Below are 17024 nucleotides of genomic sequence, written 5' to 3' on the forward strand. Positions count from 1 at the left end.
ACGTTCGAAAGCCGGACGGATAAGCACCCCGAGATGACCATGACAAAAATTCTCCATCGAACGATCGGAACAACTCTGCCAACCGCGGTCGCGGGGGAGGGCATCTACGTCGTGGATAGCGAGGGCAGGAGCTACCTGGATGGGTCGGGGGGCGCCGCCGTCAGTTGCCTCGGGCACAATCATCCAGAAGTTCTTGACGCAATGAAGCTACAGATGGGTCGGATCAGCTACGCCCATACGTCGTTCTTCACGACCGACGTCGCCGAGCGGCTTGCCGAGCAATTGGTTGAACTTGCGCCCGAAGGCCTCGATTATGTCTATCTGGTGTCTGGCGGTTCGGAAGCTGTCGAGGCCGCTCTCAAAATGGCGCGCCAGTATTTTGTCGAAGTCGGGCAGCCGCAGCGGCGCCACATCATCGCACGTCGGCAAAGCTATCACGGCAATACGATCGGTGCCTTGGCAACAGGCGGCAATGCCTGGCGCCGTGCCCAGTTCAAGCCGATCTTGCCTGAAACGCATCATGTTTCTCCTTGCTATGCCTACCGCGACCTGCAGGTGGGCGAAACGCCGGAGGCTTATGCCGAGCGTCTTGCTGCGGAACTGGAAGACAAGGTTCTTGAACTTGGCGCGGACAAGGTCATGGCCTTCGTCGCCGAGCCGGTGGTCGGTGCGACGCTGGGTGCCGTTGGCCCGGTTTCGGACTATTTCAAGCGGGTTCGGCAGGTGTGCGACAAGTATGGCATCTTGCTGATCCTCGACGAGGTCATGTGCGGAATGGGGCGTACCGGCACAATCTTCGCTATGGAGCAGGAGGGCATTGTCGCGGATCTGGTCACGATTGCGAAGGGACTGGGCGGCGGCTTTCAGCCGATCGGAGCGGTATTGCTCTCCGAAAAGATCTACCGTGCGTTCGCCGACGGGTCGGGTCTGTTTCAGCATGGACATACCTATATCGGACATCCGATCGCAGCAGCGGCAGCCAGTAAGGTGGTTGAAATAATCACGCGCGCGGACATGATGGCAAACGTCATCCGGATGGGCAAGCGCCTCCAGGCCGGGCTCGATGAGGCACTTGGACAATCACCCTATGTCGGCGACATCCGCGGTCGTGGTCTTTTCCGCGGCGTCGAGATCGTGGCCGACAAAGACACCAAGCAACCTTTCGATCCGGCCCGCAAGATGCATTCCCGCATCAAGAAGGAAGCCATGCGCAGAGGCCTTATGTGCTACCCAATGGGCGGTACGATCGACGGCGCGCAGGGCGACCACGTGCTGCTAGCACCACCCTACATCATTCAGCCTGAAGAAATCGATTTGATTGTCGAACGGCTTTCCGACGCCATCCGCGCCGCAGTAGTAGACTGAGGTTCTCGCGAAATGACAACATCGTCCTGTCCGCCTATCGCTGATGAAAACTGGCCCGCGGAAATCGCGGACATGAAAACGGGCTTTGCCGGCGCGCTGAACGTCTATCGCACCATGGCTCATCATCCCGCGCTGCTGAGAGCGTGGGCTCCGCTGCGGCAGCATATCGTAAAAGATAGTGCGTTAGGTCCGGTCCGGTCCGAGCTCGTGATTTTGCGCGCGGCACATCGTATGGGCTCCGCCTATGAGTGGTCCCACCATGTAAGCCGCGCTCGCGCTCTTGGTATTTCCGATGCGCGAATCCGGAGTATGGCTGGAACTCCCGATGGCGAAGAGGGCGTACTTGCCGGTGCTGTCGACGCGCTATTTGACGGCGCACGTCTGCCTTCGCATCTCGAGCAAGCTATTGCTGCGAGCATAGGTCGGCAAGCCGTGTTCGACCTTATGGCGACCGTCGGCTTCTATTCGGTGCTCGGTTTCATATTGATGACTTTCGACACGCCGATCGACCAAGACGTTGTCGACGAGATGGCTGAACACCCAATCTGATGGAGCAAAAAACGAGAGTTCGGCCTTCCGATCCAGCCGTGCCCTTAGGCTGCAGGTTCAAGCGTGGAGCCGATCAGGAGCCGATCAATACAGGGATAACGACGGCCCGCTTTGCCCCCTGACAGACGGGGAAATATTGGCGCGGCAGCCGCGGCCGAATGGGAGATCAAGAATGATAAAAGAATTGCACTTCGCACTGGGAGAATTCCAGACCCGTCTAGCAGCCGTTAAAAAGGAAATGGCGAAGAGAGAGATTGACATCCTCCTCCTCTCAGAACCGCCGAACCAGAACTACCTTACCGGCTATAATGCGTATTCCTTCTACACACCGCAAATGGTGATTGTGGCGCAAGACCACGCAGAACCGATTTGGATCGGCCGTTTCATGGACCGTGTTTCGGCTTCCATGACCACCTATCTGGCCGAGGACAATATCCGAGCCTATCCCGACACCTATGTTCAATCGGCAACGCTGTCGGCCTATACTTTCATGGCCGATATCGTGAAGGAGCTCGGAGGGGAAAAGGCGCGTATCGGCGTCGAGATGGGGGGATATTACTATCCGGCCCGCGGCCACGCAGATCTCACGCGAGCCTTGCCGAATGCAGAGTTCGTCGACGCCGATCTTCTTGTTGGATGGATCCGGCTCGTAAAGAGCCCAGCCGAGGTGGCCATTATGCATCAAGCTGGCCAGCTTGCGGATGCCGCCATGACGCGCGTCATCGATATGGTGCAAGCCGGGGTCCGTGAGTGCGATATTGCTGCTGCGATCTATCACCAGCAGATTTCGGGCACGCCCGAGTTCGGTGGCGACTATCCTTGTTGCCCCCCCGATTTGTGCATTGGCGAACGCTCAATCGCGCCGCATGCCGCCTGGACGGACGACCCCCTGCCGGAGTCCACCGTTGTCAACCTGGAACTGAACGGTTGCCGGCATCGCTACCAGGTCAACCTGGCGCGCACGATCGTCGTCGGCCAGCCTTCATCCGCTTTCCTGAACCTGTCGGAAATCGCTGTTGAGGCCTTGAATGCCGGGCTGGAAGCAGTTCGGCCCGGTCGCACCTGCTCGCAGGTCGATGCCGACTTCCGCAAGGCGCTTGCCCGCCACGGGATCGAGAAAGAGTCTCGCATTGGTTATCCGACCGGCATTGGGTTCCCTCCGGCCTCAGGCGAACGAACGGCAAGCATTCGCAAGGGCGACGAAACCGTACTCAAGCCGGGTATGGTGTTCCACATGATGCCTGGCCTGTGGCTCGACAATGTCGGGATCACGATCACACAGAGCTTTGCGGTCTCCGAAACGGGTTACGAGCCCCTGACGAAGACGCCGCGCAAGCTCTTCGTCAAATAGAGACTGTATCCGGTGCATACTCGTCTGGTTCCAGCATGTCTGCTTCGTTTCCGAAATGGCCTAACCAGTTCGGACGAGTATCTGCGCCGGGAACGTCGAAGCAACCGGCCTATGCCAGGTCGCATCGGCGCTGCAGGCCTCCGCGCGGGCTCCCCAGGTTCTTCTTTCGGGGAGGTAGGTGATGGTTGAACTCGATCGCGCCGACATTGCGCTTCTCCAAGCCGTTCAGAAAAACAACCGGCTGACCTCTGAAGAACTCGCGGGGATGGTCCACCTCTCGCCGACGGCGTGCCAACGGCGTTTGAGAAGGTTGCGCAACGAGGGCGTCATCGAGGGAGACGTTTCCATCGTCTCGCCCAAAGCAGTCGGACGACACATCACCATGATCGTCATGGTGTCCCTTGAACGGGAAAGGGCCGACATCGTCGATCGATTCAAGGCTGCGATACGAAATACGCGTGAGGTGATGATGGGTTTCTACGTAACGGGAGATGCCGACTTCATGCTCGTGATTACCGCGAAAGATATGCAGGACTACGAGCACTTCACGCGCCGGTTTTTCTATGAAAACGCAGATATCAAAGGCTTCAAGACCATGGTTGTGATGGACCGTCTCAAGGCCAGCTTCGCTATCCCGCTCGAGGTGTAGTGATGATGTCGCAGCGACGGATCCAGTGTCACCTCCATTTATGCAGGGACCCTGCGTGATGTGCATTCGAATCGACGGGCCGCGCAGCTCCGCTGCTAGGTGCAACAACAGACACCATGACGACTAGACCAGGAGACCACCATGAACATGCCTACCAACAACTTCCTCTCCGAGGTCGAGCGTAACGCAGTCGTCGAGATGCGGCACGCCATGCATCGCGAGCCCGAACTTTCCAACAACGAGTGGAAGACCCAGAAGCGGATTATCGAGACCTTGGCCGCCTTCGGCCTGACCGAAGCAAAGACGTTTCACAAGACCGGTGTCTATGTCGATATCCAGGGCTTGGCCCCAGGCGCAAATCGTTCGATCGCGATGCGCGGAGACATCGACGCGCTTCCCATTCAGGAAGCCCGCGACGACCTGCCGTATCGGTCGCAAGTGCCAGGCGTCATGCATGCGTGCGGTCATGACATGCATGGCTCAATCGCCTTGGGAACGGCGCTCGCTTTCCATCGCATGCGCGAAAATTTCTCAGGCAGGCTGCGAGTGTTCTTTCAACCCGCTGAAGAAGCAGAACCACTTGGCGGCCGGACTGTCGTTGAAGAAAACTTGCTAGACGGGTTCGACGCCGCAGTGGGATTTCATGTCCGCACTGACATTCCAGCCGGCTCCTATGGCGCCCGTGCGGGCGCCGTAACAAAGTCAGCGGATCAGTTCTCGCTCGAATTTATCGGGACGATGGCACACGGCGCCAAGCCTCACTTGGGCGTGGACGCGATCGCGATAGCAGGCGCCTTCATCAACGAAGTTCAGAAGGTGGTGTCGCGCGAAATGCCGGTTGACGATGGCGCTGTCGTTACGATCGGCACGATCCACGGCGGGGAAGCGACGAACATAATCTGCCCTTCGGTCACAATGACCGGAACGATCCGGACGAGCAGTCCCGAGAGGAGAAAGTTGCTGGTTCAACGGGTGCGCGAAATTGCCGAGGGCGTTGCTGCGATCCATCGAGGCCGGGCCGAATTTAGCTCACACGCGGGCGAGCCTCCTGTGGTCAACGACAACTCAATGGTCGAGCGATTCAAGCAGATCGTCGTGCAGTCCGATGGCGAGGACAAATATATCGAGGGTTCGGCAAGCTCCGGCAGCGATGACTTTGGTTTTTACTCCGGCTGCATCCCGTCAATCTATTTCTGGTTCGGCAGCAAGGAGCCGGGAAACGAATCCGGCGTCCATACGCCGACGTTCGGGGTGTCCGACCAGACTCTCGTCCCGACAACCGAGCTGGCGATCCGCTACTGCTGGGAACTCTTTCAAAGCGCGTAACGCGCGGCTGGTGCGGAGGGAGGACCTTGATGATTGACCTCGACGACATTGAAGGCGCAAAACGGCGCATCAAAGATCACATACTCACTACGCCGCTCGCGCATTCTCCGTCTCTGTCGAACTGTTGCGCTGTGCCCGTATATCTAAAGCTGGAGCACCATCAGACGACAGGCAGTTTCAAGCTGCGCGGCGCCTTCAATGCCATTCTTCAACTGTCCGCGGACGAGCGGGCACGCGGCGTTGTGGCCGCGTCGACGGGCAATCACGGTCGTGCTCTGTCGTTCGCAGCCAACACGTGTGGTGTGACGGCCACGATCTGCATGTCGAACCTGGTCCCCGAAAACAAGGTCTCGGAAATTCGCCGGTTAGGTGCCGAGGTCCGTATCGTCGGAAAATCCCAGGATAACGCTCAGGAAGAGGCCGAGAGGTTGGCGGGCGAGGGACGGTGCCTCGTCCCGCCGTTCGATCACCCGGCAATCATTGCCGGTCAAGGAACGCTAGGGCTAGAAATCGTCGAAGCGTTGCCGGACGTGGCGACTGTGCTCATCCAGCTCTCGGGGGGCGGTTTGGCTTCTGGGGTGGCGGCAGCCGTGAAAAGCCAGCGGCCGGATGTGCGTATCATTGGGCTCACGATGGATCGCGGCGCTGCGATGAAGGCAAGCCTTGATGCAGGTCGCCCGGTGCAGGTCGATGAGTTTGAAAGTCTGGCGGATTCGCTCGGCGGCGGGATTGGCCTCGCCAATCAATGGACTTTTCCCATGTGCCGCGACCTCTTGGACGATGTCATTTTGTTGAGCGAAGCCGAAATAGCGGCTGGCATCCGACATGCATACCTCCAGGAGCGCGAGATCGTCGAAGGCGCAGGGGCGATTGGCATCGCGGCGCTCCTGGCGAACAAAGTGCGCAACCTTCATGGACCCGTCGTGACTGTGCTGTCGGGCCGCAACATCGATATGAATTTACATCGTCGCGTCGTGAGCGATGAGACAGCAGATATTATTGCGAGGACCACGTCATGAGATCGATGACCATTTTGACTGAACGGCAACTGAGAGATCTGGTGACTCTTGATCTGGAGGCTGTGCGTTGCGTGGAAGAGGCATTTCGCACGCTTGCAACAAAAAAAGTGGTGATGCCGCCAATTCTTCGCCTCGATATTTTGGAGCATCGCGGTGAGGTTGACGTCAAGACGGCCTACGTACCTGGTCTCGATGGCTTCGCCATCAAGATCAGCCCCGGCTTTTTCGGCAATCCCGAAATTGGCTTGCCCAGTACAAACGGCCTTATGGTTTTGCTGTCAAGCAAGACCGGTTTGGTTCAAGCATTGTTGCTGGATAATGGTTATCTCACCGATGTTCGGACGGCCGCAGCAGGTGCCGTGGCTGCAATGCACCTCGCTCGCAAAGACGCGTCGGTGGCTGCTGTCTTTGGCGCTGGTATGCAGGCGCGCCTACAGTTGCAGGCGCTCATGCTGGTCCGACAAATTCGTGAGGCGCGGATTTGGGCGCGTGACGCTGCCAAAGCCAACAAGACGGCCCGAGAACTGTCTGACCAATTGGGCATCAGCGTCATCGCTTCCGATAGCCGGGAAGCAGCCGTTGCCGGTGCGCATGTGATCATCACCACAACGCCGGCTGATCAGCCGATCCTGGAAGCTCGATGGCTCGAACAAGGACAGCACATCACGGCGATGGGCTCCGATGCCGAACACAAGAACGAAGTAGAGGCCGAGGCTATTGCGCGCGCCGATCTCTACGTGGCTGACAGCCTCGCTCAGACGCGACGCCTCGGTGAGTTGCATCACGCGATTGAGGCGGGGGCTGTCGCGGAAGATCGTGCCCTTCGAGAACTCGGCCAGATTGTTGCCGGTGCTGTGGCTGGACGCACCGACGATCGCCAGATCACGATCGCCGATCTGACCGGGACGGGTATTCAAGACACTGCCATTGCAAATCTTGCTTTCGCAAGAGCGCTGGCCGTCAAAGCCGGAACAACAATAGACTGATGACGTGCCTGGGCCGGCACTGAAGTCGGTGGCCGCCTGGGCGTGAGGCGCAGTCGAGCAAGTTCACACGTCTTACGATACTCGCATTGACCAAACCCGTCCGAAATCGAGGAACTTCATCATGACTTCGCAAAGCAGCACTGTTCTTGGACTACTTGAGCTGGATGAAGGCGTGTCACCAGACAGTCCGCTTCTTAGCCCGCGCGAAGGATCCCTATTGCACCCGGCAACGTTTGGCGGGCCTGTGATCACGGAAATGGTGGAAGGCGCCTTTGCAGAGGTTGTCATTCGAGGTGATGCTTCGCTGGAACACGCCTGCATTGCGGCTGCACAGCGATTGGTCGATCGAGGTGCCAACGTTGTTGCCGCTGACTGCGGCTTCCTTATCCGCCACCAGTCTGCAATCTCTGCAGCAGTCAATGTACCCGTCATAACCTCAAGCCTTCTACTCATTCCGACTTTGTTACGTCAGCTATCGCCCGCGAAAAAGCTCGCGGTATTAACAGCGGATTCGCGACATTGCACCGAAGACCTGTTGGGCATCCAGCACCCGGCGGATCGGAAGCGCGTGGTCGTCGGAGGCATCGAAGGTGGTGTATACGTGCGCAATGCCGTGGCGCGGCCGTTCGTGCGGACAGCGCTGGATCAGATCCAGCAGGAGGTCGGTGCCCGTATCGATCAACTGCGCTCCGACCACCCCGAGATTGCGATGATACTCTTCGAGTGCACTGGCTTCCCTGTCGTTGCAAATGCCCTTCGGCTGAAGACAGGACTGCCCATCTACGACATTACCGACCTCTGCAAACTGACGCTTGCGACTGTGACCGCCCGCGTCTGACTTAGCGCATCCAAATCTAAAGGAACTGAAATGTCTGACGAGAAACTACGGTTCGAACTTTCTGAATACAGAACACGCCTCGAGAAGGCGCGCAGCGCCATGGAGCGAGCTGGCATAGACGTACTGGTCGTTACCGATCCCGCTAACATGGGCTGGCTTACCGGTTACGAGGGCAACTCGTTCTACGTGCCACAATGTGTTGTTGTGTCAAAGGACAAGGATCCCCTCTGGTTCGGCCGTGGTCAGGATGCCAATGGATGCCGTCGCACGGCATATATCGGCGAGGATCGGATCAGGTGGTACGAGGACCACTACGTTCAGTCAGACACCTTGCACCCCATGACCGTTCTTGGCCAGTTCCTCACGGATGAGGGGCACGGTTCAGCCATAATCGGTCTGGAGAAGGACAGCTACTATTTCTCACCGGCCGGTTTCGAAGCCCTTACAGCCGCACTTCCCAACGCGCGCTTCAAAAACGCCATGCGCATGATCAACTGGGAACGCATCGTCAAATCCCCTCGTGAAATCGAATATATGCGCGGCGCCGGCAAGATTGTCGAAGCGATGTATGAGCGCATCACAGAGGTGCTGCGGCCGGAAGTAAAACAGTCGGACATAATCGCTGAAATTTCCTATGTTGGCACCCGTGGTGTGGGCGACTACTGGGGAGACTATCCGTCAGCCGTACCCAACCTTGGCGCCGGTGCCGATGCCTCAGCTCCTCATCTGACGTGGACTGATAAGCCCATTCGCGCGAACGAAAGCATCTTCTTTGAACTTGCTGGTGTACACAAACGGTACCACTGCCCGCTCTCTCGGTCGTACTATCTCGGTAAGCCGAGCCAGCAAATGCTGGATGCTGAGAAGGCCGTTTTGGAAGGCATGAGCGCCGGCCTTGAGAAGGCTGTGGTGGGAAATTACTGCGAAGATATCGCTCTGGCCTACGGAAATGCCCTTGCGAAATACGGTCTGAAGAAGGCAAGCCGCGCCGGCTACTCCATTGGCATGGGATACCCGCCGGCGTGGGGCGAGAACTCCGCCAGCTTCCGCGACGGTGATAAGACCGAGCTGCGCCCAGGCATGACATTTCATTTCATGTCCGGGCTTTGGTACGACGACTGGGGTATCGAAATTACCGAAAGTTTCTTGATCACGGAGGGCGAAGTCGAATTCCTGTCCAATGTCCCCCGCAAGTTGCTCGTTATCGAGTGAGTCCAATCCCCGGGCGAAATCGTGATCCACAATGCGCCCGGTGACGCCTTGCCACAAGGAGGCGTGGCTTCCTTGAATTGGACACCTCAAGTGCGAAAGAAACGATGAGGAAAGTCGCATGTCCAAAAATCCCATTTCGCGCGTCCGTGCCAAGGGCGATGCCTTCTCGATCGGCGTGACACTCGGACGAGCAAGCGCTTCTGCTTTCCGAGAGCGCGTCTTGCACACTGAAGAATATCGGGCGTTGGATACCCGGTGGCGCCGATCTGCATATTTGAAGGCTCTCGAAGCTGCGGCGCGCGCAACCTATCCCCGCTTTGTGCGCGAAATCGAGGGCATCGCCGAAGGCGCCGGTCAAGATTTCGATTCGATCTTCCTCTGGAATTGCCGCGGAGACCTTCGGCTTCCCGAGGATGTCTCCCCGGCAACAGGGTCGGTTGCTGCCAATGGATGCACGACACTCCTGCTGCCGGCGCAGGACGACCGCCCCGCAATAATTGCCCATAACGAGGACGGTGACCAAGCGCTCCTCGGCGCCTGCTTTTGGGTTGAAGTCGAGCCGGACGAGGGACCAGCCTGGGCCAGCTTCATGTACCCTGGCATGCTGCCCGGCCACACGTTTGGCTTCAATGAGATGGGGCTCGTGCAGACGATAAATAACATCACCGCGCATGATCTTCAGCCTGGAGTACCCCGACACATCATCTGCCGCGCGATCCTCGACTCAAGGTCGTTATGCGATGCGGTAGAAATCCTCAAGCGCAAGGACCGTGCCAGCGGATTCCATCATAATCTCGGCGAGACGAAAACGCGCCGGCTCGTCTCAATCGAGGCTCCCGCTTCAGGCTGCGCCATTCGGGAGGCCGTCACCCCCCAAGGCCATGCGAACCATTTGATCTTCGAAGAATTCGCCCAGTTGGAGCAGACCATCAGCGCCTCTTCCCGCGATCGTCAGGCGGCAGTGGACCGGGTTACTGCCGGACAAAGGCTCGCTGAAGACGCAGAAGTCGCTCTATTCGATGAGACGGTGCCGATCTACAAGAACGGAACAATCGATGGGTCGCAAACTCTGGCGATGGGCGTGTTCGCGCTATCCGCTGACCGGGTTGATTGGAGCGTCCATGCTGCCCCCAACGAGTGCGATGTCCTGGGAGGAACGGTGCTAGTCAAGTAGGCTGGTGATGTTTTGAGGCTGCGCGGACGCTTGCGATGGGTGGAGAGTGTGGCCTGACATTCCAATCTCACCTGAGGTGGGCCGGTCCTCAAGCACCCTCGATCCTCGCTTTGTTCTTCAACCTATGTCTCCGCGGTCGATCCAACCCAATGAGCCGACCGCACGGGTCAAATCAGCAAAGCCTCCACCGATAGCGAATTCCTGCAAAAAGCGAGGAAGATTGCAGGAACCCGGCGTCACCCCGGAGCGAAATGGTGCGATGAAGCTAGCACCTACAGGCAATATCATCTGAGCGGGTCGGGCAAGCGAAAGCTGTCCTCAAGTCGAGGTTTTGCTGCTCGCACTTGATCAGGCCCAGGTTCACAGGAAGAAAAGCGCGCAGCTGAAAAGCGGCGACCGAAGGGGTTAAAATGACCATCAACATCAAAGACATCGCTGAGAAAGATCGTAACTCGGTCCTGCATCCCTTCACCCAGTTGAAGGACTTTGCGACCGGCAAGCTCGGCGAACCGACGATCGTGGAGACCGGCAAGGGAATCCGCATCCAGGATGCGCACGGCAACCAGCTGATCGACGGTTTTGCCGGTCTCTACTGCGTCAATGTCGGCTATGGCCGCACCGAGGTTGCCGAGGCGATCTCTCGTCAGGCCTATCGCCTGGCCTATTATCATTCCTATGCCGCGCACACGACCGATGAGTTGGCTATCCTCTCCGACCGCCTCGTCAAGATGGCGCCCGGCAAGATGAGCAAGGTGTTCTACGGCATGTCCGGTTCGGACGCCAACGAGACCCAGGCCAAGCTCGTCTGGTACTACAACAATCTGCGTGGCAAGCCGACGAAGAAGAAGATCATTTCGCGTGAACGCGGCTATCATGGCTGTAGCGTCGTCTCCGGCTCGATGACCGGCATGAGCTTCTATCACGACCATATGGATCTGCCGCTCCCGCAGATCGATCACGCCGGTGTTCCGCATCACTATTGGGGCGCCAACCCCGGCGAGACCGAACGCGAATTCTCGGCCCGTCGCGCCGCCGAGCTCGACGAGATGATCGAGACGCTTGGACCGGACAATGTCGGCGCTTTCATCGCCGAGCCGGTGCTTGGCACCGGTGGCATCACGCCACCGCCGGAAGGCTATTGGGAAGCAATCCAGGCGGTGCTGAAGAAGCACGACGTGCTGCTGATCGCCGACGAGGTGATCACCGGCTTCGGCCGCACCGGCTCGATGTTCGGTTCGCAGCACTACGGCATCGAACCCGACCTGATCACGGTCGCCAAGGGCCTGACCTCGGCCTACTTTCCGCTATCGGCTTCGATCGTGGGCGAGAAGGTCTACAAGGTCATGGAAGAGGGAGCTGACAAGGTCGGCGCCTTCTCGCATGGCTATACCTATTCCGGGCACCCGATCGGTGCGGCCGCCGCAAACGCGGTGCTCGACATCGTCGAAAAGGAAGACCTGCCCGGCAATGCCCGCGAAGTCGGTGCCTATTTCCAGGCCCAGCTCAAGGAGAAGTTCGCGCAGCTGCCGATCGTCGGTGAAGTGCGTGGTGTTGGCCTGATGGGCGCGATTGAATTCGTTGCCGACCGTGAGAACAAGACCAGGTTTGATCCGTCGCTGAAGGTCGGTGCCCGCGTCTCCAAGGCTGCTCGAGACCGGGGCCTCATCGCCCGCGCCATGCCGCATGGCGACATCCTCGGCTTCGCGCCGCCGCTCGTCACCACCAAGGCGGAGATCGACGAGATCGTCTCGATCGCGGAAAAGGCAGTACGCTGCGTCATCGATGACCTGGTTCTGAACGGTCAGAAAATCTGACCGCCAAGCGGTCGGTCGCTCCTACCGCAACCAATGCAGTCATGGAAACGAGAACAGGGCAGGGACCTCTCCTTGCCCTGACCGACCAACTCAGCCGCCGCGCAGGTGGCGCATCATCACGCAAGAGGAAGCCGGCCTATGACCGTTGCCAAACTTCATATCACCACCAGTCTGGCGCCGATCACTGTTTACAGCCCTTATGACGGGTCTGTCCTCGGGACGATTGACGCCACGGATGCGAGCGAAATTAACGAACTTCTGGCCCGCGCCCGTCGCGGCGCAGAGCTTTCAGCCAGGCTGCCGAGACATGAGCGCGCGCGCATCCTCGAAGGAGCTGCGCGGATCATCGAGAGCCCCCGTGAAGCATTTGCCGAAACCATCGTGCGCGAAGCCGGCAAGACGATCGTCCAGGCGCGCAAGGAAGTGCTTCGTTGCGTCAATACGTTAAAGCTCTCTGCCGAGGAGGCAAAGCGCAATGCCGGTGAGATCGTACCGTTCGATGCCTATGTCGGCTCGGAACAGCGTCAGGGCTGGTTCACCCGCGAGCCGCTCGGGATCATCACCGCCATTACACCTTACAACGATCCGCTGAACCTGGTCGCGCACAAGCTCGGTCCGGCGATTGCCGGCGGCAATGCGGTTCTGCTGAAACCGTCAAACCTGACGCCGTTCTCCTCGATCAAGCTTGTCGAAGCCTTGGTGGAAGCGGGCTTGCCACCCGAGATCATCACCGTCGTTCACGGCGATCGCGAGATCGTCTCGGCTCTCGTCTCCGCGCGTGAGGTTCGCATGGTGTCGTTTACCGGCGGCTTCGCTACCGGAGAAGCGATCAGCCGCAAGGCGGGCCTTAAGAAACTCGCGATGGAGCTTGGCGGCAATGCGCCGGTCATCGTCATGAACGACTGCGACTTCGACAAGGCGGTTGAAGGATGCGTCTCCGGCGCCTTCTGGGCAGCCGGTCAGAATTGCATCGGCGCCCAGCGTGTTCTTGTCCAGGCCGAGCTTTATGAGCGCTTCCGCGATGCTTTCGTGGCGGCGACGAACAAACTCAAGGCCGGCGATCCGCTGAAGGAGGACACAGATGTCGGTCCGATGATCTCCAAGGAGGTCGCCCAACGCACCGAAGCAGCCGTCAACGACGCCATCGCCGCCGGCGCGAAGTTGCTCTGCGGCCACAAACGCGAAGGGTCGCTCTATCACCCGACGGTGCTGGAAGGTACGCCGGTGACCTGCCGCCTGTGGCACGAAGAAGTGTTTGCGCCCGTGGTCATGCTTGCACCGTTCGAGACGCTCGATGAAGCGGTCGAGCTGGCCAATGAACCCGAATACAGCCTGCACGCCGGCATCTTCACCAGCAACCTCAATGTCGCACTTGACGCCGCAGCCAGGATCGAAGCTGGCGGCGTGATGATCAACGACTCCTCAGACTACCGCTTCGATGCCATGCCATTCGGCGGCTCCAAATACGGCAGCATGGGCCGGGAAGGCGTGCGCTTCGCCTATGAAGAGATGACCCAGCCAAAGGTCGTTTGTATCAACCGTGGGTAAAGGGACCTAGCAGCCGTTTGATACCGCTGCCGGACTTTCGAACCCAAGTGAATGAATCCAGGCGGCGCCTCGGCGCCGCAACAGCCGAACCTGATGGGGGGAGAATGAACAAAATCTTCGACAATCCGACGTCAGCACTTGAGGGCTTGCTGTTCGACGGCATGTTCATCGCGGCGGGTGGCTTTGGCCTTTGCGGCATTCCGGAGCTGTTGATCGATGCGATCCGCAAAGCTGGCACCAAGGACCTGACAATCGCGTCGAACAATTGCGGTGTTGACGACTTCGGCCTTGGCGTGCTGCTGACGACCAGGCAGATCCGGAAGATGATCTCGTCCTATGTCGGTGAGAACGCCGAGTTCATGCGGCAATATCTGAGCGGTGAACTCGAGCTCGAGTTCAACCCCCAGGGAACACTTGCCGAGCGCATGCGCGCCGGCGGCGCCGGCATTGCCGGCTTCTACACCAAGACCGGCGTCGGCACCGTCGTCGCGAAAGGAAAAGAACTCAAGGTCTTTGATGGAGAGGTCTTCGTTCTCGAGACTGGAATCGTCGCCGACCTGTCGATCGTCAAGGCCTGGAAGGCGGATACCTCGGGCAATCTCGTCTTCCGCAAGACGGCCCGCAACTTCAATCCGCCGGCCGCCACATGCGGCAAGATCTGTGTCGCTGAAGTCGAGGAAATCGTCCCGGTCGGCAGCCTGGATCCCGATCACATCCATGTGCCGGGGATCTACGTGCATCGCCTGATCCAGGGTCAGCACGGGAAACGCATCGAACAGCGCACCACGCGCGCGGCGGCTTGAGGCTGGGGAGAAACACATGGCCTGGGACAGAAACCAGATGGCGGCGCGCGCTGCACGCGAACTTCAAGACGGCACCTACGTCAATCTCGGCATCGGCATCCCGACGCTGGTCGCCAACTACATCCCTGACGGCGTCCACGTGACGCTGCAGTCGGAGAATGGCCTGCTCGGCATCGGTCCCTTTCCGTCCGAGGGTGAGATCGATGCCGATCTGATCAATGCCGGCAAGCAGACGGTGACGGCACTGCCGCATTCCGCCTTCTTCGATTCAGCGCAGAGCTTCGCGATGATCCGCGGCGGCAAGATCGCGATGGCGATCCTGGGCGCGATGGAGGTAGCCGAGAACGGTGACCTCGCCAACTGGATGATCCCCGGCAAGCTCGTCAAGGGCATGGGTGGCGCGATGGATCTGGTTGCTGGTGTGAAGCGGGTGGTGGTCGTCATGGACCACACCAACAAATCAGGCGAATCCAAGGTGCTGAAGGCCTGCACCCTGCCGCTGACCGGACAAAGCGTCGTCGATCGGATCATCACCAATCTCGGTGTGCTCGACGTCGTCGATGGCGGACTGAAGCTGGTCGAGCTTGCCGAGGGCGTCACCGACGGCGAGATCCGCAGCGCCACCGAGGCGACCATCGTCAACTAGGCCTGAGCCTTTTGCCGAGTAGCTGGAGCCGGCCTGTGCCGGCTTCGCGAGGACCATAGAGGAGACCACCATGAGCATCCCATCGATCGTCATCGCCAGTGCTGGCCGCACCGCGGTCGGATCCTTCAACGGCGCCTTCGGCAACACGCCGGCGCATGAGCTCGGTGCTGCCGTCATCAAGGGCGTACTTGAGCGCGCGGGCGTCGAAGCGGGTGAAGTCGACGAGGTGATCCTCGGCCAGGTGCTGCAGGCTGGCGAGGGCCAGAATCCGGCGCGCCAGGCAGCGATGAAGGCGGGTGTCCCACAGGAAAAGACCGCCTGGGGCATGAACCAGCTCTGTGGCTCGGGCCTTCGCGCCGTCGCGCTCGGCATGCAGCAGATTGCAACCGGTGATGCGGATATCATCGTCGCTGGCGGCATGAAGATGGGCGACTTCAAGATGATCGACACGATGATCAAGGACGGCCTGACCGACGCCTTCTACGGTTATCATATGGGCATCACCGCCGAGAACGTCGCCCGTCAGTGGCAGCTCAGCCGCGAGGAGCAGGATGCGTTCGCACTCGCCTCGCAGAACCAGGCCGAGGCCGCACAGAAGGCTGGGCGTTTCGCCGACGAGATCATTCCCTTCATCGTCAATGGCCGCAAGGGCGACGTCACCGTCGACCAGGACGAATATATCCGCCACGGCGCAACGCTCGACCAGATGACCAAGCTGCGTCCGGCCTTCGACAAGGAAGGCACGGTCACCGCCGGCAACGCCTCCGGCCTCAATGACGGCGCCGCCGCCACCCTGCTGATGAGCGAAGCGCAGGCTTCCAAGCGCGGCATCCAGCCGCTTGCGCGCATCGTCTCCTGGGCAACGGCCGGCGTCGACCCGCAGGTCATGGGCACCGGCCCTATCCCGGCTTCGCGCAAGGCGCTGGCCAGAGCCGGCTGGGCGATCGGCGATGTCGAGCTGGTCGAGGCCAACGAGGCTTTCGCGGCGCAGGCCTGCGCGGTCAACAAGGACCTCGGCTGGGATCCTGGCATCGTCAATGTCAATGGTGGCGCCATCGCCATCGGCCATCCGATCGGTGCCTCCGGCGCCCGCGTGCTCAACACGCTGCTCTTCGAAATGAAGCGCCGCGGCGCCAGGAAACGTCTGGCAACGCTCTGCATCGGCGGCGGCATGGGTGTCGCCATGTGCGTGGAAGCGATGTGAGGAGGCAGGGCCATGGCCTCCGCCGAGTACCGTCTCTGCGACGTATCGCTCGACCGGTCGTTCGCTGGCCGGGACGCGAGAATTGAGCGGGAGCAAGCGCTCGCGGTTATCGACCTCTTGGAATCCAACACCTTCATTCCGGTCGGTCACGATGGCGGGCCATACCGCCTCACGATTGCGGCGGCCGACGGGCGCCTCGCGTTACATGTCGCCGATGCCCATGGCGAGCATGTCGTCAGTCACTACCTGTCGCTGACGCCGTTCCGCCGATTGCTGAAAGACTACACCCGCATCTGTGAGAGCTACTACGACGCCATCCGCCACCCAGGCCCTGAACGGCTTGAGGCGATCGATATGGGCCGGCGCGGCGTCCATAACGAGGCAGCCGAACTGCTGAAAAGCCGGCTGTCAGCGAAAGTGAACATCGACAACGACACCGCCCGCCGGCTGTTCACACTGATCTACGCCCTGCTCGTGCGCAATGCCGACCGTCGAGTTCTGCTGAGCTGACACAGCTTCGGCCCGAAACTTTCCCACCAA

General features: G+C 59.7%; 16 protein-coding genes. All 16 read left to right on the forward strand.

Annotation, left to right across the window (positions count from 1 at the left end; all coding sequences use genetic code 11):
• Positions 1–39: 39 nt before the first annotated feature.
• The 16 genes from RHSP_RS31270 to RHSP_RS31345 all read left to right on the forward strand — a co-directional run bounded on the left by RHSP_RS31270 (position 40) and on the right by RHSP_RS31345 (position 16994).
• A complete protein-coding gene (locus tag RHSP_RS31270; protein ID WP_004128870.1) occupies positions 40–1365 on the forward strand; it encodes an aspartate aminotransferase family protein in 1326 nt (441 codons plus the stop codon).
• Between the two features lie 72 nt (positions 1366–1437).
• Entirely contained in the window at positions 1438–1914 is a 477-nt protein-coding gene (locus tag RHSP_RS31275; RefSeq protein ID WP_240535548.1) for a carboxymuconolactone decarboxylase family protein, read from the forward strand.
• Between the two features lie 172 nt (positions 1915–2086).
• Positions 2087–3265, forward strand: a complete 1179-nt coding sequence (locus RHSP_RS31280) for a M24 family metallopeptidase (protein WP_004128877.1) — start codon at positions 2087–2089, stop codon at positions 3263–3265.
• Between the two features lie 181 nt (positions 3266–3446).
• Positions 3447–3914, forward strand: a complete 468-nt coding sequence (locus RHSP_RS31285; RefSeq protein ID WP_004128880.1) for an Lrp/AsnC family transcriptional regulator — start codon at positions 3447–3449, stop codon at positions 3912–3914.
• Positions 3915–4055: 141 nt separating this feature from the next.
• Complete coding sequence (locus RHSP_RS31290; RefSeq protein WP_004128884.1) at positions 4056–5240, forward strand: M20 family metallopeptidase; 1185 nt, start codon at positions 4056–4058, stop codon at positions 5238–5240.
• A gap of 29 nt (positions 5241–5269) precedes the next feature.
• A complete protein-coding gene (eutB, locus tag RHSP_RS31295; protein WP_004128886.1) occupies positions 5270–6259 on the forward strand; it encodes a hydroxyectoine utilization dehydratase EutB in 990 nt (329 codons plus the stop codon).
• A complete protein-coding gene (eutC, locus tag RHSP_RS31300) occupies positions 6256–7245 on the forward strand; it encodes an ectoine utilization protein EutC (protein ID WP_004128888.1) in 990 nt (329 codons plus the stop codon). The genes eutB and eutC overlap by 4 nt, the downstream gene beginning before the upstream one ends.
• 121 nt (positions 7246–7366) lie before the next feature.
• Positions 7367–8083, forward strand: coding sequence for an aspartate/glutamate racemase family protein (locus RHSP_RS31305; RefSeq protein ID WP_004128890.1), 717 nt, complete (start codon positions 7367–7369; stop codon positions 8081–8083).
• Positions 8084–8113: 30 nt separating this feature from the next.
• Positions 8114–9295: a M24 family metallopeptidase gene (locus RHSP_RS31310; RefSeq protein ID WP_004128891.1), complete on the forward strand. Its 1182-nt coding sequence runs from the start codon at positions 8114–8116 to the stop codon at positions 9293–9295.
• Positions 9296–9413: 118 nt separating this feature from the next.
• Positions 9414–10469: a C45 family autoproteolytic acyltransferase/hydrolase gene (locus RHSP_RS31315; protein WP_004128892.1), complete on the forward strand. Its 1056-nt coding sequence runs from the start codon at positions 9414–9416 to the stop codon at positions 10467–10469.
• Positions 10470–10879: 410 nt separating this feature from the next.
• Positions 10880–12283, forward strand: a complete 1404-nt coding sequence (locus RHSP_RS31320; protein ID WP_004128893.1) for an aspartate aminotransferase family protein — start codon at positions 10880–10882, stop codon at positions 12281–12283.
• Positions 12284–12421: 138 nt separating this feature from the next.
• The gene (locus RHSP_RS31325) at positions 12422–13831 is read left to right on the forward strand and encodes an aldehyde dehydrogenase family protein (protein WP_004128894.1); all 1410 of its coding nucleotides are present in this window, start codon (positions 12422–12424) and stop codon (positions 13829–13831) included.
• A 104-nt stretch (positions 13832–13935) separates the two neighbouring features.
• Complete coding sequence (locus tag RHSP_RS31330) at positions 13936–14634, forward strand: CoA transferase subunit A (protein ID WP_004128896.1); 699 nt, start codon at positions 13936–13938, stop codon at positions 14632–14634.
• 16 nt (positions 14635–14650) lie between these two features.
• Positions 14651–15280: a 3-oxoacid CoA-transferase subunit B gene (locus RHSP_RS31335; RefSeq protein ID WP_004128898.1), complete on the forward strand. Its 630-nt coding sequence runs from the start codon at positions 14651–14653 to the stop codon at positions 15278–15280.
• 70 nt (positions 15281–15350) lie between these two features.
• A complete protein-coding gene (locus RHSP_RS31340; protein ID WP_004128900.1) occupies positions 15351–16484 on the forward strand; it encodes an acetyl-CoA C-acetyltransferase in 1134 nt (377 codons plus the stop codon).
• A gap of 12 nt (positions 16485–16496) precedes the next feature.
• The gene (locus RHSP_RS31345; protein WP_004128902.1) at positions 16497–16994 is read left to right on the forward strand and encodes a UPF0262 family protein; all 498 of its coding nucleotides are present in this window, start codon (positions 16497–16499) and stop codon (positions 16992–16994) included.
• Positions 16995–17024: the final 30 nt, after the last annotated feature.

Source organism: Rhizobium freirei PRF 81, from assembly GCF_000359745.1.
Lineage (GTDB): Bacteria > Pseudomonadota > Alphaproteobacteria > Rhizobiales > Rhizobiaceae > Rhizobium > Rhizobium freirei.